This is a genomic window from Micromonospora sp. LZ34 (assembly GCF_052981855.1).
In genome coordinates, this window is sequence record NZ_JBRIQN010000012.1 from 156,790 (window position 1) to 176,133 (window position 19,344).

General features: G+C 73.6%; 16 protein-coding genes. 8 read left to right on the forward strand and 8 right to left on the reverse strand.

Translation table 11 applies throughout. From position 1 onward, the window contains the following. Positions 1–14: 14 nt before the first annotated feature. Positions 15–467, reverse strand: a complete 453-nt coding sequence (locus tag ACVCAH_RS16120; RefSeq protein ID WP_447136936.1) for a hypothetical protein — start codon at positions 465–467, stop codon at positions 15–17. 218 nt (positions 468–685) lie between these two features. On the opposite strand from ACVCAH_RS16120, the gene ACVCAH_RS16125 reads away from it, so the two are divergent. After that, positions 686–1,567: a Vgb family protein gene (locus tag ACVCAH_RS16125; protein WP_447136937.1), complete on the forward strand. Its 882-nt coding sequence runs from the start codon at positions 686–688 to the stop codon at positions 1,565–1,567. Between the two features lie 115 nt (positions 1,568–1,682). On the opposite strand, the gene ACVCAH_RS16130 is transcribed toward ACVCAH_RS16125, so the two are convergent. After that, on the reverse strand, positions 1,683–2,612 hold the full coding sequence (locus ACVCAH_RS16130) for a S66 peptidase family protein (RefSeq protein ID WP_447136938.1): 930 nt from the start codon (positions 2,610–2,612) through the stop codon (positions 1,683–1,685). A gap of 749 nt (positions 2,613–3,361) precedes the next feature. On the opposite strand from ACVCAH_RS16130, the gene ACVCAH_RS16135 reads away from it, so the two are divergent. The 6 genes from ACVCAH_RS16135 to mptB (ACVCAH_RS16160) all read left to right on the forward strand — a co-directional run bounded on the left by ACVCAH_RS16135 (position 3,362) and on the right by mptB (ACVCAH_RS16160) (position 13,911). Next, positions 3,362–4,126, forward strand: coding sequence for a type 1 glutamine amidotransferase (locus ACVCAH_RS16135; protein WP_447136939.1), 765 nt, complete (start codon positions 3,362–3,364; stop codon positions 4,124–4,126). Further along, positions 4,126–7,140 (forward strand): bifunctional [glutamine synthetase] adenylyltransferase/[glutamine synthetase]-adenylyl-L-tyrosine phosphorylase, encoded by a 3,015-nt coding sequence (locus ACVCAH_RS16140; RefSeq protein WP_447136940.1) that lies wholly within the window; start codon positions 4,126–4,128, stop codon positions 7,138–7,140. Before ACVCAH_RS16135 ends, ACVCAH_RS16140 begins: the two co-directional genes overlap by 1 nt. Beyond that, complete coding sequence (locus ACVCAH_RS16145) at positions 7,133–8,782, forward strand: hypothetical protein (protein ID WP_447136941.1); 1,650 nt, start codon at positions 7,133–7,135, stop codon at positions 8,780–8,782. The genes ACVCAH_RS16140 and ACVCAH_RS16145 overlap by 8 nt, the downstream gene beginning before the upstream one ends. A gap of 750 nt (positions 8,783–9,532) precedes the next feature. Beyond that, positions 9,533–10,816, forward strand: coding sequence for a hypothetical protein (locus ACVCAH_RS16150; RefSeq protein ID WP_447136942.1), 1,284 nt, complete (start codon positions 9,533–9,535; stop codon positions 10,814–10,816). Between the two features lie 187 nt (positions 10,817–11,003). Beyond that, entirely contained in the window at positions 11,004–12,404 is a 1,401-nt protein-coding gene (gene mptB / locus ACVCAH_RS16155; RefSeq protein ID WP_447136943.1) for a polyprenol phosphomannose-dependent alpha 1,6 mannosyltransferase MptB, read from the forward strand. Between the two features lie 16 nt (positions 12,405–12,420). After that, a complete protein-coding gene (gene mptB / locus ACVCAH_RS16160) occupies positions 12,421–13,911 on the forward strand; it encodes a polyprenol phosphomannose-dependent alpha 1,6 mannosyltransferase MptB (RefSeq protein WP_447136944.1) in 1,491 nt (496 codons plus the stop codon). Between the two features lie 68 nt (positions 13,912–13,979). Here mptB (ACVCAH_RS16160) and ACVCAH_RS16165 read toward each other — a convergent pair whose 3' ends face one another. The 5 genes from ACVCAH_RS16165 to ACVCAH_RS16185 all read right to left on the reverse strand — a co-directional run bounded on the left by ACVCAH_RS16165 (position 13,980) and on the right by ACVCAH_RS16185 (position 17,807). Beyond that, positions 13,980–14,942, reverse strand: a complete 963-nt coding sequence (locus ACVCAH_RS16165) for a hypothetical protein (RefSeq protein WP_447136945.1) — start codon at positions 14,940–14,942, stop codon at positions 13,980–13,982. Continuing rightward, the gene (locus tag ACVCAH_RS16170) at positions 14,939–15,304 is read right to left on the reverse strand and encodes a PadR family transcriptional regulator (protein ID WP_250797799.1); all 366 of its coding nucleotides are present in this window, start codon (positions 15,302–15,304) and stop codon (positions 14,939–14,941) included. The genes ACVCAH_RS16165 and ACVCAH_RS16170 overlap by 4 nt, the downstream gene beginning before the upstream one ends. 607 nt (positions 15,305–15,911) lie before the next feature. Next, entirely contained in the window at positions 15,912–16,088 is a 177-nt protein-coding gene (locus ACVCAH_RS16175; protein ID WP_447136946.1) for a hypothetical protein, read from the reverse strand. A 35-nt stretch (positions 16,089–16,123) separates the two neighbouring features. Continuing rightward, positions 16,124–16,411 (reverse strand): hypothetical protein, encoded by a 288-nt coding sequence (locus tag ACVCAH_RS16180; RefSeq protein ID WP_447136947.1) that lies wholly within the window; start codon positions 16,409–16,411, stop codon positions 16,124–16,126. Position 16,412: 1 nt separating this feature from the next. Next, the gene (locus ACVCAH_RS16185) at positions 16,413–17,807 is read right to left on the reverse strand and encodes a phage major capsid protein (protein ID WP_447136948.1); all 1,395 of its coding nucleotides are present in this window, start codon (positions 17,805–17,807) and stop codon (positions 16,413–16,415) included. A 345-nt stretch (positions 17,808–18,152) separates the two neighbouring features. On the opposite strand from ACVCAH_RS16185, the gene ACVCAH_RS16190 reads away from it, so the two are divergent. Continuing rightward, positions 18,153–18,791 carry a hypothetical protein gene (locus ACVCAH_RS16190; protein WP_447136949.1) on the forward strand — a complete coding sequence of 213 codons (639 nt, stop codon included), beginning with the start codon at positions 18,153–18,155 and terminating at the stop codon, positions 18,789–18,791. Here ACVCAH_RS16190 and ACVCAH_RS16195 read toward each other — a convergent pair. Then, positions 18,788–18,916: a hypothetical protein gene (locus ACVCAH_RS16195; protein WP_447136950.1), complete on the reverse strand. Its 129-nt coding sequence runs from the start codon at positions 18,914–18,916 to the stop codon at positions 18,788–18,790. The genes ACVCAH_RS16190 and ACVCAH_RS16195 overlap by 4 nt on opposite strands. Positions 18,917–19,344 lie beyond the last annotated feature (428 nt).

The window sequence follows — 19,344 nt, forward strand, 5'->3', positions numbered from 1 at the left end:
TGGTCAGCCAGCCGTCACTTGACGGCCGGGCCGCCGTGTCCGCCGTGTCCGCCGTGTCCGCCGGGGCCGGCGGGGAAGACGCCGGCCTCGGCCGCCGCGCTGATCGCGTCGGCCTGCTCCTGGGTGAGCTTGCCGTCCTCGACCGCCTGCGCCAGCTGCTCCTTCAGCGCGGCCTGCCGCTCCTCCGCGGACGGGCGTTCCGGCCGGTCGGCCGGCTTGTGCTCCGCGCGGATCTTCTCCAGCGCGGCGGTCACCTTGTCGGCCGGGACGCCCAGTTCCTCGGCGAGCGCCTCGGCGAACTCCGCCTGCCGGTCGGCGCGCTGCTGCTGCCGGTCCTCGCCGGCGCTGGCGCTCGGCGTCGGGTCGGCGCTGTCGGCGGCGAACGCGACCGTCGGCGCCGCGACCCCCAGGCCGAGCGCGCCGGCCGTGGCCAGGGCCGCCAGCAGGTGCTTCCTCGTCATGGCCATGATGTCCTCCAACTCGTCGGTGGTGGTGCGCTGACCTGACCGACGGTGACCAGCCGGGCTGGGGGGAACCCGTGGCGAAGCTGTCAGCGAGCTGGCAATCCGGCGCGGCGGGTCGGACAAACCGGTTGCTCCGGTGCCCGGCGGTGACAAGGGTGGACGGTCGTCAGACCTGACCCGCGCCCCGGGCGCGGGGAGCACCGACCGGAAGGTGACCGCCAGTGACAACCCCGCAGATCCGCGAGATCCCGCTGCCCGACGGCGCCGCCGGCCCGTACGGCATCACCGCCGGGCCGGACGGCGCGCTCTGGGTGACGCTGGTCCAGGCCGGCGCGATCGCCCGGGTGCAGCCGGACGGCACGACCCGGCTGCACCCGGTGGCGCCCGGCAGCCGCCCGCTGATCATCACGACCGGCCCGGACGGGGCGTTGTGGTTCACCCGCTCCGGCGACGACCGGATCGGGCGGATCACCACCGACGGGAGGCAGAGCGCCGTCGCGCTGCCGGCCGGCACGGGCCCGTGCGGCATCGTCGCCGGTCCCGACGGCGCCCTCTGGTACGCGGGGATGACCTCCGACACGGTCGGCCGGGTCGGCACCGACGGGGAACTGGCCGAGTTCCCGCTCCCGGTGACCGGCGGCTTCGCGTCGATGGTCGCGACCGGGCCGGACGGGGCCGTCTGGTGCACGCTCAACCAGGCGAACGCGATCGCACGGATCGGCACGGACGGCGCGGTGGCGGTGCACCCGCTGCCCACCGAGGACGCGGCGCCGGTGGGCATCACCGCCGGGGTCGACGGGGCGCTCTGGTTCGTCGAGATCGCCGCCGGTCAGCTCGGCCGGATCACCCCGGAGGGCCGGATCGACGAGTTCCCGCTGCCGGACCGGGCCGCCCGGCCGCACGCGATCGTCGCCGACCCGACCGGCGGCTGCTGGTACACCGAGTGGGCCGCCAACCGCATCGGCCACGTCGACGAGACCGGCCGGATCGACACGTACGACCTGCCCACCCCCGCCGCCGAACCCCACGGCCTCACCGTCACCCCCGACCACACGGTCTGGACCGCCCTGGAATCCGGCGCCCTGGCCCACCTGACCCCCTGACCCCACCCCGGCCTCCGGACCACGTTGATCATGAGGTTAGCGGGGCCGATTCCGGCATTTCGCCCCGCTAACCTCATGATCAACCAGCGGGGGCGGGGGGAGGGGAGGAGAGGGGTTAGTGGACGGCGGGGGTGACGGTGAGGGTGCCGGCCTCCGCGTCGAGGGTGGCTTCGGTGCCGACGGGGACGGTGAGCTGGCCGACGCCGTGGCCGATGGGGAGGCCGCCGAGGACCGGGACGTCGAGGTCGCCGAGGCGCTCGGCGAGCACGTCGGCGACGGTGGTCGACCAGCCGTCCGCGCAGTCGGTGAACTGCCCCACCGCCACCCCGGCCAGCCCGTCCAGCGCGCCGGCGCGGCGGAGCTGGGTGAGCATCCGGTCCACCTTGTACGGCGGCTCGCCGACGTCCTCGACGAGCAGCACCGCACCGGTCAGGTCCGGCATGTCCGGGGTGCCGAGCGTCGCCACGGTCAGGCAGAGGTTCCCGCCGAGCAGCCGGCCGGTGGCCCGGCCGGGCACCCGCACCGGGTAGGTGTCCTCCTCGGCGACCGCGGTCACGGTGACCGGCTCGGTGGTCATCAGCGCGGCGTGCAGCGACTCGGCGGACCGGGGCGGGGTGCGGTCGTCCGTCCAGGCGGCGCCGGGCCCGTGCACGCTGGCCAGCCGGGCGCCGCGCCAGAGCGCGAACTGCAACGCGGTGATGTCGGAGAAGCCGGCCACCACCTTCGGGTCCCGGCGTACGGCGGCCATGTCGATCGCGTCCACCACCCGCTGCGCGCCGTACCCGCCGCGGGTGCAGATCACGCCGCGCACCTCGGGGTCGGCGAACGCGGCGTTCAGGTCGGCGGCCCGCACCTCGTCCGCGCCGGCCAGGTAGCCCTGCCGGGCATAGACGTTCGGCGCCAGCTTCGGGCGCAGCCCCCAGCCGGTGAGCAGCTCGATGCCCCGGGCCACCCGTTCCGGGCGGGTCGGCCCGGACGGCGACACCAGCATCACCGTGTCGCCGGGGCGCAGGGCGGGTGGTCGTACGACGTCGTCGGTCGGCACAACGGCAGAGCCTAGCGGGCCGGTCGGGTGGTGGCCGCTGTGCGGACCTGGACCCCGGCCAGTAGTCGCCAGCCGAGGTAGGCCGAGGTATGAGCAGCAGCAGGTCGGCGAGGTGGGCGACGATCACCGCACGCGGAATCCGGCTGAGCGGAAAGGCGGCGCCGCCGATCGCCAGCAGCAGTCCCACCCAGAGCGGGGCGAGTCTGGCCTTGATCACGGCGATGCCCAGCACGATCATGCCGAGTGGGAACGCCGGTCCGGCGACCGACCAGAGCAGGATGGCCGACTCCACCGGATACCCGGCCAGGGCGTCGAGCGACTGCTCGGCCGAGAGGCCGAACGCCGCCTCGAAGAAGCCCTGCAGTCCGAAGGCCGTGCCCCCGACCGCGCCCAGAACGGCCAGCGGAGCGCCCGCCGAGCCGAGCAGTGGCGACCGTTCCCGGATCCGGTCCCAGAGGCCGAGCAGCCCACAGAGCCAGACCGCCATGGCGAGCACGAGCACGAGGCCGCCACGCACGCCGTAGCGCCCCTCTTGCCACAGGAACGTCGCGGCGGCGGCCAGTGTGGGGCCGAGGATGAGACAGGTGCCCTGCAGGTTGCGGAACACGGGTGGTTCGTCGGGACGCATCGATCCTCCTCCGGTCGGTGGTCGTCGCCGGGAGCGTATAAGTAGAGTCGCTACATATGCATCAGGGGCCACCCTGATTGCCGTTACGGCCCGCTCCCACCGACCGGCTAGCCTCGACGGCGTGGCAACCGCGCTGGTGATCGAGAACGACCCGACCGACGACGCGCGCCGGCTGGGCGAGTGGCTGACCGAAGCCGGCCTGGACCTGTGGGTGGTGCGCCCGCACGCCGGTGACGAGCTCCCCGCCGACCTCGAGGGGTACGCGGCGCTGGTGGTGCTCGGCGGCGAGCAGCAGGCGTACCCGCTGCCGGACGGCTCGCCCGGCGCGCCCTGGTTCCCGGCGGTGGAGGGGCTGCTGCGCAAGGCCGTCCGGCACCGGGTGCCCACCCTGGCCATCTGCCTGGGCGCGCAGCTGCTGGCCACCGCGCACGCCGGCCAGGTGGAGCGCAGCCCGGCCGGGCCGGAGGTCGGCCCGGCCGTGGTCGGCCGGCGGGACGCCGCCGAGGCCGACCCGCTGTTCCGGTACGTGCCGCTGATCCCGGACGTCCTCCAGTGGCACGCCGACGAGATCACCGAGCTGCCGCGGGGCGCCACCCTGCTGGCCGCCTCCACCCGCTACCCGCACCAGGCGTTCCGCCTCGGCGACCGGGCCTGGGGGCTGCAGTTCCACATCGAGTGCGACACCGCGATGATCGCCGACTGGGCCACCGACTCGACGTTCCTGGCCGACCTGGGCTACGACCCGGAGCTGGTGGTGGCCGCCTGCCACGGGGTGATGGCCGACGTCGAGGAGGTCTGGCAGCCGTTCGCCGCCCGGTTCGCCGCGCTCGCCCTCGGCGAGCTGGACGACGCGCCGCGGCGCAGCCTGCCGCTGCTCGGGCAGTGATGAGCCGGCCGACCAGGGCCGCCGGCCGGTTGGCCCGGTACGGCTTCGGCGTCGGCACCGACGACGGCGGGGCGCGGGCGGCCGACCTGCTCGGCCCGGCCGGGCTGGGCCTGTGGCGGCCGGAGACCCAGGAGCCGGCGGACGAGCCGGCGGCGGAGCTGCTCGCGGCGCTGTCCCGGGCGGCCGACCCCGACTTGGCGTTGCGCCAACTGCACCGCCTGGTCGAGGCCGAGCGCCGGGCGACGACCGGCGGCACCGCACTGCTGGCCGCGCTGGCCGACGACCCGGGGCTGCGGCGGCGGCTGGTCGCCGTGCTCGGCGCCTCCTCGGCGCTCGGCGACCACCTGGTCGCCAACCCGGACCAGTGGACGGCGCTCGGCACCGCCCCGGACGGGCTCGCGCCGACCGCCGAGGGGCGGCTGGACCTGACCGGTGACGGCAACCCGATCGCGGTGCTGCGCAGGGCGTACCGGCTGGCCCTGCTGCGGATCGCGGCGGCCGACCTGACCGGCGGTCGGGGCCTGGAGCAGACCATGGCCGCGCTCTCCGCGCTGGCCGACGCCACCCTCGCGGCGGCGTACGAGATCGCGGTCGGCGGGCTGCCGGCGGGCACGCCACGTCCCCGACTTGCCGTGGTGGCGATGGGCAAGTGCGGCGGCGACGAGCTGAACTACGTCTCCGACGTCGACGTGATCTTCGTGGCCGCCGAGGACAGCGACCTGGCCGCGGCCACCACGGTCGCCACCCGGCTGATCCACATCTGCGGGCTGGTCGCCTGGCCGGTCGACGCCGCGCTGCGCCCGGAGGGCAACCGGGGCCCGCTGGTGCGCACCCTCGCCAGCCACCTGGCCTACTACCGGCGCTGGGCCCGCACCTGGGAGTTCCAGGCGCTGCTCAAGGCCCGGCCGGCCGCCGGCGACCTGACGCTGGCCCGGGAGTGGATCGACCAGCTCGCCCCGCTGGTCTGGCGCGCCGCCGAGCGGCCGGAGGCGGTCGAGGACGTCCGCGCGATGCGGCGCAAGATCATCGACAACATCCCGCCGAAGGAGCTGGAGCGCGAGATCAAGCGCGGCCCGGGCGGGCTGCGCGACATCGAGTTCGCGGTGCAGCTGCTGCAACTGGTGCACGGCCGCGGCGACGAGTCGCTGCGGGCGGCCGGCACCATCCCGGCGCTGCGCGCGCTGGTGGCCGGTGGCTACGTGGGGCGGGCCGACGGTGAGGCGCTGCTGCGCGGCTACCGGTTCCTGCGTACGGTCGAGCACCGCCTCCAGTTGCAGGGCCTGCGCCGCACGCACACCGTGCCGACCGAGCCGGCCGCGCTGCGCTGGCTGGCCGCCGCGCTGGGCTACCTGGCCACGCCGGGGCGCAGCGCCGTCGAGGAGTTCCGCGCCGAGTGGGTCACCCACGCCACCGAGGTACGCCGGCTGCACGCCAAGCTGCTCTACCGGCCGCTGCTGGAGTCGGTGGCCCGGGTGCCGGCCGACGGGTTGCGGCTGACCCCGGAGGCGGCCCGGCACCGGCTGGAGATCCTCGGCTTCGCCGACCCGGCCGGGGCGCTGCGGCACCTGCAGGCCCTGACCGGCGGGGTGAGCCGCACCGCCGCCATCCAGCGCACCCTGCTGCCGGTGCTGCTCAGCGAGTTCGCCGACGCCCCCGAGCCGGACCGCGGCCTGCTGAACTACCGGCAGGTCTCCGACAAGCTCGGCAGCACCCCCTGGTACCTGCGGCTGCTGCGGGACTCCGGCCCGGTGGCCCGCCGGCTGGCCCGGGTGCTCTCCTCCTCCCGGTACGCCGCCGACCTGCTGGCCCGGGAGCCGGAGGCGCTGCGGCTGCTGGCCGAGGAGAGCGAGCTGACCCCGCGCCCCCGGGAGGTGCTCTGCGAGGGGTTCGCCGCCGCGGCCGCCCGGCACGCCGACCCGGTCGAGGCGACCCGGGCGGTGCGCGCGCTGCGCCGCCGGGAACTGGTCCGGCTGGCCTGCGCCGACGTGCTGAGCCGGGCCGGCTCGCTGGCGCCGTCCCCGCCCCGGCCGGAGGGGGACGGGCGCGCCGCGTCGGCGCTGACCGACGTCACCGCGGTCGGCACCGCGCTGGCCGACGTCACCGACGCCACGCTGGCCGCGGCGCTGCGTACCGCCCGGGCGAGCCGGCCGGAGCTGCCGGGGCTGCGGTTCGCGGTGATCGGCATGGGCCGGCTCGGCGGGTACGAGTCGAACTACCTCTCCGACGCCGACGTGCTCTTCGTCTACGACCCGCCGGCCGGCGCCGCCGAGAGCGCGGCCAGCGCCGCCGCGCACGCGATCGCCGAGGAGCTGCGCCGACTGCTCGGCATGCCCGCCCCCGACCCGCCGCTCGGCGTGGACGCGGACCTGCGCCCGGAGGGCCGGCAGGGGCCGCTGGTGCGCAGCCTCGCCGCGTACGCCCAGTACTACGCCCGCTGGTCGCGGGTGTGGGAGGCGCAGGCGCTGCTGCGGGCCCGGTTCGTCTGCGGCGACGCCGACCTGGGCGCGGAGTTCGTGGCGCTGGTCGACCCGGTCCGCTACCCGGCCGACGGGCTGACCCGGGAACAGGTCGTGGAGATCCGCCGGATCAAGGCGCGGGTGGAGCACGAGCGGCTGCCCCGCGGCGCCGACCCGGCCACTCACACCAAGCTGGGCCGGGGCGGGCTCGCCGACGTCGAGTGGGCGGTGCAGCTGCTCCAGTTGCGCCACGGCGGGGCGAACCGGGCGCTGCGCGGCACGCGTACCCTCGACGCGCTCGCGGCGGCCCGGGACGCCGGCCTGGTCGACCCGGCGGACGCCGCCGCGATGGCCGCCGGCTGGACCCTCGCGGCGCAGGTCCGCAACGCGCTGATGCTGGTCCGCGGCCGGGCCGGCGACCAGCTGCCCCGGCACGGGGTCGAGCTGGCCGGGGTGGTCCGGCTGCTCGGGCGGGACGATCCCGGCGAGTTCCTCGACGAGTATCTGCGCACCGGCCGGCGCTCCCGGGCGGCGATGGAACGGGTGCTCGATGCCTGAGGCACAAGGAAGTGGCCCTGCCCATCGGTTCCCGAGGAGCATTCTCCCTCTGCTCACCGGGCGCGCCTGGCTGCCCGCGGCCGGCACGGCGCTGCTGCTGGCTGCGGCGTTCCTGCTCGCCCCGCCGATGGGCACCGACCTTGCCGCCCAGGTGGCCCGGGCGGAGTTCGCCGACCGGCACGGCACCCCCGTCGACCTCGGCTGGTACGGCGGCGTCGACCAGTACGGTTACAGTCTGTTCGTTGCCCGCCTGGCCGCCTGGACCGGGCCCCGGCCGCTCGGGGCGGTCGCCGCGGTGCTCGCCGCCGGGGCGCTGGGCTGGCTGTTCGCCCGGCACCGGGCCCGCCGCCCGGTGCTGGCCGGGGCACTTGGCGCGGTGGTTCTGGTCGGCAACCTGGTCAGCGGCCGGATCACCTTCGCCGTCGGGCTGGCGCTCGGCCTGCTCGCCCTCTGCGCGGTCTCCGCCGATCGACCGGCCAGGCCCGCGCGGCTGGTTCTGGCCGGGCTGCTTGCCGCGCTCGCCACCTGGGCCAGCCCGGTCGCCGGGCTGTTCACCGGCCTGGCTGGCGTGGCCCTGCTGCTGGCCAGCCTGCGCCGGGTGCCCGGCCCGGGACGACCGCTGCCTGGCGGCTGGCGGATCGACCGCCCGCTCGGTGAGGGACTGACGCTCTGCCTTGCCCCGGCGGTCGCCCTTGCCCCGATGGCGCTGCTGTTCGGCAATGGCGGCACCCAACCGTTCAGTGCCGAGTCGATGCGGATCAACGTGGCGCTGACTGTGGCGGTGTTCTTCGTGGTGCCGCGCCGCCGCCGCGCGCTGCGGGCCGGCGCCGCGCTGACCGTGCTGCTGTTGGTCGCCGCCCAGGCGCTGCCCAGCCCGATCGGCTCCAACGCGCTGCGGCTGCCGATGCTCTTCGCCCTTCCGCTGCTCGCCGGGTACGCTTCGCTGCCCGGCCCGTGGCTGGCTGGGCTCCTTGCCGCCTGCGTCTGGTGGCAGAACCCGGTAATGACCAGCGACCTGGCCCGGGCCGGCTCGCCGGAGAGTGTCGCCGCGTTCTACCGGCCGCTCGTCGACGAGCTGGCCCGCCGGCAGCCGGTGGGCCGGGTCGAGGTGGTGCCGCTGCGCGACCACTGGGAGTCAGCGTATCTGCCGGCGACCGTGCCGCTGGCCCGAGGCTGGGAGCGGCAGGTCGACACCGACCGCAACGGACTCTTCTATGCCGACGACCTGACCCCCGAGGAATACGCCAAGTGGCTGCGCCGGGAGGCGGTCGGGTACGTCGCGCTGGCCCCAGACAATCCGCCCGACCGATACGCCCGGCAGGAGGCTGCCCTGGTCGCCGCCGGTCAGCCATATCTGCGCGAGGTGTGGCGGGACAGGACGTGGCGGCTCTACGCGGTGGTCGACCCAACCCCGCTGGTCGGCGCGCCGGGCCGGCTGGTCAGCTCCGGTCGGGCCGCCGTGCGGTTCGTCGTCGACGCCCCCGGCGACGTGCCGGTGCGGGTGCGCTGGTCGCGGTGGCTGTCGCTCCAGGGGGCGGGCGGGTGTCTGCGGCCCGGCGCAGACGGGTGGACCGATGTGCGGGTCCGTGTGCCGGGTCAGTTCTCGATATCCAGCAGCCTCACACCGGCGAACCACTGCTAGTAGGCCGTGTTTCAAACAGCCCAGCGGCACAGCATGCTGATCCGCCGCAACACCACCACCGGTGAGCCGGCCTTCTACCGCTGCTGAGCCCCGCATCCGGTCACCCTCGCCCAACTCGTGCGGGTCGCCGGGATCCGCTGGACCGTCCGGAGGAGGCCTTCCAGGCCGCCAAGAGCCAGGTCGGTCTGGACCAGCACCAGGTCCGCCGCGTGCGACTCCTGGCACCGCTTCACCACCCTCGCCCTGGCCGCCCTCGCCGTCCCGGCCATCTGCGCCGCCGACGCCAGAGCCGACGACGCCACCGACAGCGCCTTGGTCAGGCCACGGTCAACGAGACCCGACGCCTGATCATCCCCCGATCCGCGACCTCGCCCACCGTTTGCACTGGTCACAGTTCCGGCGATCCCACCAAGAACGAGCGCGACGAGCCCACTGCACACGCCGACTCGAGCTCGAACTCCAGGCATGACCTCAACCTCGAGTGGCGGCTGCCGTACGAGGCGTAACTAGAGGCGGAGCGGGTAAGCCCGGGCCCCGCTGACCGCCCCTGACGAGGTGGCGCCGAGAGGGAGAGGATGACGCGGCATCGGCCCTGACCGTCGCAGCCCCGCTACCCGTACGGCGGCAGGAATGATCCTGGCGTGCGGGCTGGCCGCCGCTCTGCTTCGACTGCCCTTCCTCTGGACCGGGCTCGGCATGGACGAGGGGGGCTACGCGCACGTCGTACAACAGTGGTCCCGGGGTGCCCGGTTGTACGGGGAGGCGTGGCTCGACCGCCCGCAGGGGCTGCTGCTGACGTATCGGCTCCTGCTCTGGCTCAATGACGACGGCTGGACGATCCGGCTCGGTGCAGTGCTCGCGGGTCTGGGCATCACGGTGCTGGTCGGAATAATCGGTTGGCTCCTCGTGGATTCCCGAACGGGGGTAGCCGCAGCAGGGCTGTACGCCATGGCAGGAGTCGCCCCGAACATCGAGGGATTCACTCTCAACGGAGAACTGCTCGCCAGCTTCCCGGCGACCCTGGCCGTGGCCGCTGCCCTGCTCTGGCTCCGGTACCAGTCAGCGGGTTGGCTCGTCACGGCCGGCCTTGCGGCGGGCGTCGCCATGACGATGAAGCTGTCCGGCCTGGACGGGATAGCCGTCGGTCTGGTCGTGGCCCTTCTCCGTCCGCGGTCGGGCCGGGTCACCGGGTCACCGCAGGCGCTCTTCCTCAGTGCGTCCGCAGCACCAGTCGGGTTGTCTGCCCTGCATGGCTGGCACCAAGGCTGGCGCGAGTACTGGACGGCGCTCGTCGGTTACCAGTTCGCCGCGATGGGTGAACCCGCCGCCGGACCCGCTGCCCGCTGGGCCGACTTCACCGGCAGCCTCGGTCCCGCCGCCCGGGATTTGGCGGTGGTGGCGGGGGCGGCCGCCGTCGGACTCTGGCTGCTGCGCGGCTCACGGCCGGCGAGGTGTGTCCTGCTTGCCTGGCTCGGCGGCGCAGCCCTGGGTGTGAACGTCGGTGGCTCTTACTGGCCGCACTACTACGTACAGCTGCTTCCGCCGCTCACGGTGGCGGCCGCAGCAGCGGTCGCCGCTGTCCGCGGGCCCCGCCTGCGGATAGTGGCAGCCATGGCGGTGGTTTTGCCCCAGCTCATCTGGCTCGCCGCGCTGGTGCCGGCCACTGCCGAGGAACGGCACCAGCGGATCCCTTACTACGGCCTCGCGCGCCGGGACGAACGGATCGCGGCGGTCATCCGGGCCGAGACTTTCCCGAACGACCGCATCTTCGTACTCATCTCGAGGAGCAACATTTACTTCCTCGCTCAGCGAACGACCGACTACCCGTACCTCTGGGGCAAGCCCATAGAGAAGATCCCCGACGCGCTGCCCCGCCTGCGGGCCATGCTCGACGGTCCGGAGCGCCCGACATTGATCGTGCTGGACAGCGACCCGAGAAGGGTGGACAGATCCGGTGAGTTGAGCCGAATCCTCGCCGAGCACTACCGCGTCCGGCGGGTGGTGGAGGGCGTGCCTCTACTGACCACTGCCTAGCTGGTGTCGCGTGTCTGAGGTGATGTGACAGTCGCCGTGGGCGAACACTGGCGATGCGGGAAGAAATCACCACGGGTTCATCTGGGGACCGCCGGCGTGCCGCCGCAGCGGCGCGCTGGGCTGTCTGCCGGGAGCAACTCCTGCTCCGGTGCTCACCGTCGGCCACGGTACTGGCAGCATGTCGGGCGTGCCTCACCACCTCGTGCGCTGGACCGGTCTCGCGGGTTCGGCGCTGCTCGCCGTGGCCGCGTTCCTCGGCGGAGCGCTGCCCCACGGAGACCTGCGCCCCACCCCGGTCAGCATCTGGCAGGGCCCGCACGGGCCGCTGATCATCGCCAGCTGGCTGGTCGGCACCGCGCTGATGGCGTACGCCTGGTGGGCGCTGCGCGACCGGGTGCCCTCGGTCCGCTGGGCCCTGGTCACCGTCGGGCTCTGGCTGCTGCCGCTGCTGTTCGCGCCGCCGCTGGGCAGCCGGGACGTCTACGCGTACGCCTGCCAGGGGGCCAGTTACGCCGCCGGGATAAACCCGTACGAACAGGGCGTGTCGGCGCTGCCCTGCCCGTGGCTGGACACCATCTCCTACATCTGGCGGGACACCCCGGCGCCGTACGGGCCGCTGTTCGTGGTGCTCGCCGGCGCGGTGGTGAAGGCGACCGGGTCGCTGACCGCCAGCATCGTGCTGTTCCGGCTGATGGCAGTGGCCGGGGTGGCGCTGACCGCGGCCTGCCTGCCGGTGCTGGCCCGCCGGTGCGGGGTGCCGGCCGGCCGGGCGATCTGGCTGGCGCTGGCCTGCCCGCTGGTCGCCGTGCACCTGGTCTCCGGCGCGCACAACGACGCGCTGATGGTGGGGCTGCTGGTGGCCGGGCTGGCGGTGCTGGTGTCCCGGCCGGGTCGCCCCGGCCCGCTGCTCGCCGCCGGCGTGCTGCTCGGGCTGGCTGGCGGGGTCAAGGTGACCGCGCTGGTCGTGGTGCCGTTCGCCGCCCTGGCCGCGATCGTCGGCGGGTTCTCGATCAGGGCGCTGGTGCGCGACGGCGGCTGGGTGGTCGGCGGGGCGGTCGCGACGGTGGTGGGCGTGACCTTCGCCGCCGGCCTGGACTTCGGCTGGATCGCCGGGCTGGAGCAGGGCGGCCTGGTGATCGCCTGGACGTCGCCGCCGACGGCGGTGGGGCAGACCGTGGCCTACCTCGCCGCGCCGTTCGGCTGGCACGGCGACCCACTGCCGGTCACCCGGGGAATCGGCATGGCGGCGCTCGCGCTGGTGCTGATCTGGCTCTGGTGGCGGGCCCGCACCCGGGACCCGATCTGGCACGCCGGGCTGGCGCTGGCCGCCACGGTGGCGCTGGCCCCGCTGTTCCACCCCTGGTACTGGATCTGGCCGCTGGCCGTGCTCGCGGCGACCGCGCGCCGGACCGGGTGGTTTACGGTGGTCGCGCTGGTGTCGTCGTTCCTGGTGCTGGCCAACGGCACCGGCCTGCCGAGGTACACCAAGACCGTCGGTGCGCCGCTGATGACCCTGTTGGTGATCGTGGTGGTGGTCCGCTTGGTACGGTCGGCTCGGGCGGCCCGCCGGCCGGTCGCCGTCGACTGAGACGAGAGGTGCGCCGGTGAGCGATCCCGGCGCCCTGCTCGACGCCCCGCCGTCGCCCGGCACCGCCCGGCTCGCCCGGTACGCCGGCCTGGCCGGGGCGGTGCTGCTGGCGGTCGCCGGCTGGCTCGGCGGCGCGCTGCCGGGCACCGCCACCGTGCCGACCGCGCGGGGGGACCGCGGCCCGCTGGTCGTCGGCGCCTGGCTGCTGGGCACCGCGCTGCTGGTCGGCGCCTGGTGGGCGCTGCGCCGGGGCGCCCCGTCGACGCGTTGGGCCTATCTGACCGCCGGGCTGTGGGCGCTGCCGCTGCTGGCCACCCCGCCGCTGGGCAGCCGGGACGTCTACTCCTACGCCTGCCAGGGCTGGGCGTACGCGCACGGCGTCGACCCGTACGCGACGGGGGTGGCCGAGGCCGGCTGCCCGTGGGTGGAGTCGGTCGCGCCGATCTGGCGGGACACCCCGGCCCCGTACGGGCCGTTCTTCATGCTGCTCGCCGCGCTCGCGGTGACCCTCGGCGGCGACCTGGTCGGCACGGTGGTGGCGCTGCGCCTCGTCGCGGTGGCCGGGGTGCTGCTGACCGCGCTCTGCCTGCCCGGCCTGGCCCGGGCCGCCCGGGTGCCCACCCGCCGCGCGGCCTGGCTGGTGCTGGCCTGCCCGCTGGTCGGGGTGCACCTGGTGGCCGGCGCACACAACGACGCGGTGCTGCTCGGCCTGCTGACGCTCGCCCTGCTGGTGCTGGTCCGGCTGCCCGGTCGGCCACCGGCGTTGCTGGTCGCCGGGGCGCTGCTCGGGCTGGCGCTGACGGTGAAGGCGACCGGCCTGGTGGTGCTGCCGTTCGCGGTGCTGGCCGCCGTGCTGGGCCGCTACACGGTCGGCGCGCTGGCGCGCGCCGCCGGCTGGCTGGCCGGCGGGGTGCTGGCCGGGCTGGCGGCCACCGCGTGGGCCGCCGGGCTCGGGCTCGGCTGGGTCGGCGGGCTGGCCCGCAGCGGCGACTCGCAGCAGTGGACCTCACCGCCGACCGCGGTGGGCTTCGTCGTCGACTACGCCGGCGCGCTGGTCGGCCGGGACCCGGGCGCCGTGCCGGTGGTCCGCGCGGTGGCGCTGCTGCTGCTCGCCGTGCTGCTGGTGGTGCTCTGGTGGCGGGCCTGGCGGGCGCTGCGCCGGTTGAACGACGTCCGGCAGCGGGTGGCCCGGATCGAGGCGGCCCGCCCCCGGGTGGCGTTGCGGTCCGCCGGGCTGGCCCTGGCCGCCACCGTCGCGCTGGCCCCGGTGGTCCATCCCTGGTATCTCACCTGGCCGCTGGCCGTGCTCGCGGTCGCCGCGGCCCGGACCACCTGGTTCGTGCTGCCCTGCGCGCTCGCCACCTTCCTCACCCTGCCCGACGGGACCACGCTGGCGCGGTTCACCAAGGCCCCGGGCGCGATCGCGATGACCGCACTGGTCCTCGCGCTCCTGGTGCTCACCCTCAACCGCCGCCTCCACCCGCCCCTCGATCTTCGGGGGTCATGAGCTTCGCGGCACGCGCCGGGATCGCACCTGCCGCGAAGCTCATGATCAACCGGTGGGTGGGGACCGGGTCAGGTGCGGCGGGCGTGTCCGGTGGGTCCGGCCCGCCGCCCGCGCAGGGCAAGCGCGAGCGGCAGCAGCGTGGGGCCGACCAGTACGACGGCGACGGCGGTCACGGCCAGCGCGGCCCATCCCGGGTACGTGTCGGGTGCGCCGTCCCCCGCGCCGGCCAGCGGGTGCAGCGCGAGCAGAGCCACCGGGGTGAGCAGGATCAGCGCGGCCCAGCCGCCCCGCTGGTCGGCGCGCAGGGCCAGCCCCGCGCCGAGCAGCAGCACCACCGCGAGCAGCGACACGGCGGCGGCCGGCAGCATCTGACCGGCCGAGGGAACGTAGTAGGTCGCGCCGAAGATGCCCGGGGAGAGGTTGCCGGCCGCGAGAGCGGCGGAGCCGACGGCGACCAGCGGCACCGCCCGCAGCGGCGTCGGCAGCCTGTCGGGCAGGCCGAGCGCTACCAGACCCAACCCGACCTGCGGCAGCAGCACGAACAGCGGCGGGCGCGGCAGGCCGGTGAGCGCGGCGGCGGGGACGAGCGCGAGGGGGAGGAGCACCGCGAGCACGACGGCACGCCGGGCCCACCGACCGGGTGAGAGGGCGTGCACCACCGCGGCGAGCAGCCAGGCGATCCACGCCCCGATGCCGAGCGAGACGAATGGCCCGGCAGCCGGTATGTCGGTGCCGACCGGCGCGGGGCGCAGCTCCAGCACCGACCAGGCCGCGGCAAGCGAGGTGGCGGTGAGGAACGCGAGGACGGCGGCCAGGCGGATGCCCGGAATCAGGTCGGGGGCGTCGGCGGCGCGCAGCCGCTGGCGGAGGCCGCCGCGCACGAGGTCGACGGTGTCCCCCGGGGAGGGCCACCGCCGGTTCGGGCCGGCGAGGTCGAGGTAGGTGCCGACGATCTCCGCGCCGCGGGCGCGCCGGTAGTCCGCGGGGTACGCGCGCAGCAACCGCAGGTAGCGCCGCTCCAGCTCGTTCATGCCAGCCCCCCGGCGGTACGCGGGGCGAGCGGCCGAGCGGTGCGGGAGCGCGCGCGCAGCCGGGCGGTGGCCGCCTCGACGTTGCGGCGCAGCCGCTCGGTCTCCGCGCCGAGGGTGGCGTCCCCGGCGGGAGAGAGGCGGTAGTAGCGGCGCAGCCGGCCGTCCACCACCTCCTCCCGGTCGACCTCGACCAGGCCCGCGTCGACCAGCCGATCGAGTGCTCCGTAGAGGGTGCCGGGGCGTAGCGTCACCCGCCCGTCCGAGAGGGCGGCGACCTCGCCGATCAGCCCGTAACCATGCAGCGGCTCGCCCGCGAGCGCGGTGAGGATCAGGAACGTGGGTTCCCGCAGAGGTGTGTCCACGCCCGCCAATATAACGGACACGAAGATATATCGGGGGGCGTTATATGACGGCGGGTCGCCCCGGACAGCGGCGAAACCGGCCGGGCCGGCCCCGCGCGTCGCGGAGCCGGCCCGGCCGGTGCTGGTGGAGTGCGTCAGCAGTCGAAGAACTGATTTCCGCGATCTACTGACCTGCGGGTTCACGGACCAAATGCCCTCTGACCTGGGAAAACACTGCTCAACGTCTGGCAACGTCCGGCGGGCAATATTCCTTGCCATCTGTACCCGATCTGTACCCGATCTGTGCCCGAGGCCCGCGAGAAGGCATCGACGGGAGCGCGGGCCGGCGGTCGTCGCAATTGCGCCAGCGGCGCTGAGACGCAAGTCGATGGATCGTTCCGGTATCGCCCGGCCACGACATCGACGCAGAAGAAACCCCACCGGGGAGCCCGGTGGGGTTCTTCGCGTTGGCGCTGGCGGGTCTTCGCACCGAATCAGAGGAAAAGTGCTCGCCGCCATCGATCGGCCCGGCCGGGGAAGATAAACCCCGGTGCCGTGACGTTGACGCCGTCTTCCAGTTGTGGTGCCGGCCGTGTCGCGGCAGTGCACGGCCGGCAGAGATCACAGTCTATTGCTGCGTCTCGCTGTTCGGCGGCCACCACTGCCGTGTCGGCTGCGCGATCGGCGGCTGTCCATCGAGACCGTTCCACTCGTCGACCTGTTCGGACGGGTCGTCGTTGGGGACGTGGATGCCGTAGGTGGATGCCCGGGACTTCGCCCCGGTGGACCGCTCCGGACCCATCATCGCCCCGCCGCCGTACCGTGCAGCGCCGCGCCGGCTCACGACTTGCCCCGGCGCGGCGGGTCGAGCGTCGACGCCTTTGTGGCCAGGTCGTACGACGCCTTCCCTGACTCCAGCACGTCACTGACCCACTCCGGGAGTGCCTCACCCGGAACGTAGGTGACCGGCTGCCCGGTGTCCGGGTGAACGGCCCGGACGTACGCGGCGGCGGTGCCACGATGGCGCGGGGCGTCACCGGTACGCGCCATGAACGGCACGTCAGCGTCCCGCGCATCCTGCTCCGCCATACGACGTAGCGCCGCGTCTGCGGCCGTCTCACGCGCCATCTCAGGCTCCCTGGATTGCCTTGAACACGGAGAACGCGCGCGGGCGGGCGGGCTGCACATCGCCGCGCCAATGCGCCACGATGCCGACTTGGCCGTTCTCCGCGTACCGCTCCGTCAGGGTCTGGAGAGTGAACGTGAGCCGCTGCCCGATCAGGAGCTGACGCCAGTCACCGGCGAACACGTCGGTGGCCCGGTTGGTCATCGTGCCCTGCGTGTAGCTCGGGATCTGGTTGGTGATGATCCGGGGCACCTCGGCGACGGCCGACGGCAGTGCGATCGGCTGGCCGGTCGTGTCGTAAGCCTTGGCGTACTGCTGCGCGAGCTTGCTGTTCCACAGCACCGCGGTCGGCTCCTCATTGGACGCGCGCACGGTGAACGAGACATCGATGATCTCGTTCCAGTACGACGCGGCCGTCTGCGCGGTGCCGTTCGCGACGCCGCCCAGCACGTTGGAGGCGGCGACGGCGTTCAATGCACCGAGGACGCCGCGCGGGTTCGGCGGGGTCGGCAGATTGATGGTGCCCGCGCCCGTCGTGATGGAGCCGTACAGCGCCACCAGATCGAGCTGGAGAGCCACCGCGCGGGCGATCGCGTCGGACACCACCTCGTCAACGTTCGGGGCGTCCTGGAACCATTCGAGGCTGCCGACGACCAGGGCGGACATGGTCTTGGAGTCCAGGGTCACGTTGTCGAACGTCGGGTCGCTCGCGGTGATCAGCGACCCCTCGGTGCGGAACGCGGCGGCCGGATCGCCGGTCAGCCGGCCGATCTGGACGGTCTTCGCGGTCATCGGCACGATCTGCGCGCCGGCCTGGAGCACGGCGGCCACGTTGCGGGCCCGGTCGATGATGTTGGATGCCCACACGGTCGGGACGACCGCGCTGCCGGACGTGGTCGACATGGCGCGGACCAGGTTGCCGAGTGAACCATGCCCATCGACGACGATCTTCTCGGCTGGGGAGTTCATCTCGGCGTGCTGGCGTACCAACTCGTGCTGGCCGAACGACTGTCCGCGCTCGAGGGCGGCCGGGCGCCGCGTCTCGGTGAACACGAATCGGGGCTCGTCGCTGCCCTGGTTGACGGCGGCGCGGTAGGGGTGGGGGTCGGCACCGCCTGGCGCGCCCGGCACTGCGATCAGGTTGCTGCCCGGACGCCCGGCGTTGACGGCCTGCTCGCGGACCCGGTCCACCTCGCGCTGCTCGGCATCGAGCGTGTGGCGCTCGTTCGCAGCGTTCAGGAAGGCGCGCTGCGCAATGGAGAACCGCTCTTCCTCCCCGCTGGTCAGCTCGTCCTTTTCGGCCAGCCGATCCATTTCGGCCTGAGCCCGTTCCATCTTGGAGAGCAGCTCAGCCATCCGCGTCCCACGCGCGTGGTCGGTATTGAACATGAATACCATCGGTAAATCTCCCTCGTATGAAGGCACGTCAATTGGACTGACCTGCCGTCTCCGAGGAATGCGCCCCCTGGCGCGGCCCTGGCCGGGTCTGCTGCGGTATCGACGTCGGCGAAGGTGATACCGGCCCTCGGCGGCACCCTCGCCCGTCACCGGGCGTTCCGTATGGCTGTGTGTCGATGTCGATCATACGACGACGGGGTGACAACCTTCGATGTCGACACGCATCGATCAGGGTCGGGTCGCCGGCCTATTGGCTGGGTCACATTCCGTTCCGGCTGCGAGACTTCCTCACACGCTCGGCCGTTAGCCGTTCAGTGTTGGCCACCAGATTGATCGGGAGGACCTTTGGGAACCACGGTGTCTGTCGTTAGCGCCATCGCGGCAGTGCTTGCGGCGCTCTTCGCAGGATCGCAGGCAATCGCCGCACGCCGGCAGGCGCGCTACGGGGAGGCCCAACTGGAGCTGGCCGAGAAAGTACAGAAGGACCAGGCTCAGTCGTACGTCTTCGCCGACCTTTGTCCGGACGAGCACGACCCACAGAAGATCTTGCTCCTGGTGCAGAACGTCGGCGCGACGGTCGCTCGGAACGTCCGCGTCACGTTCAACCCGCCCTTGCAGTCCGTGGCGAAGCCTGACTTCAAAGACGCAGAAGTCCTGCGCGGTCCGATCTCGACCCTGCCGCCCGGACGTAAGATTCAGTGGTTCTTCGACATCGGCTTCCGAATCTTCGAGTCACCCGAGACGCCCAGGCGGTACACAGTAAGGATCAATGCCGATGGCCCGTTCGGCCCCGTCGAGGAGTTGACCTACGACATTGACCTCAACGACATAGGGCAGAGCGATGCAGCCGCGCCAACGCCGAAGAGGATCGCGGACGAACTCCGGAAGGCACGCGAGGCGCTGGAGAAGATCGCCCGCTCGCAGGCCCCGGTAGGACAGGTTGTACCTCCCCAGTCTCTTCCTGGGAGCAGGTCCGGCGGCTAGGGGGCGACCGGCACCAGCGCGCCCGGAATACCGCACACGCCGAAGAACAGCAGCACCAGGACGCCCGCCACGAGGATCATCTGCCCCGTCGTCCACGCTGGCTTCACGACCACGCCGCCGGGCATCGGCGAGATGGTTGCGGCCGTCTTCCAGTCACGCTAGACGTACGCGCGGTTCGGTCCGCTGCGGGTGGTCATGCGAAACCCGGCTGCGGTGGCGGCGGCCAACGCTTCGTCCATCGGGACTTGCCACGCGCGGCCTTTCACCTTGCCTCCGCAGGTGAACGGGCTGTCCGGCGTTGGTGATGGGGCAGACATCTGCGATCGCTCCTTGGAGGGGGTGGAGCCGAGTCAATCGAGCGGCACTCCAGCCGTTCGGCGAGTGTAGGCGCGCCGCGCGGAGCCCCCGCCACTTACAAGACGCCGGGGGGCTGCGCGGCCTGCCGGGTCAGCACGATCGTTGGGGTCAGCTCACCTCGACGATCTTGCAGCTTCCGGACGTCGTCGGGGCATCCAAAATGGTCGACTCTTCGCCGCGCACCGTGTCTCCCGGC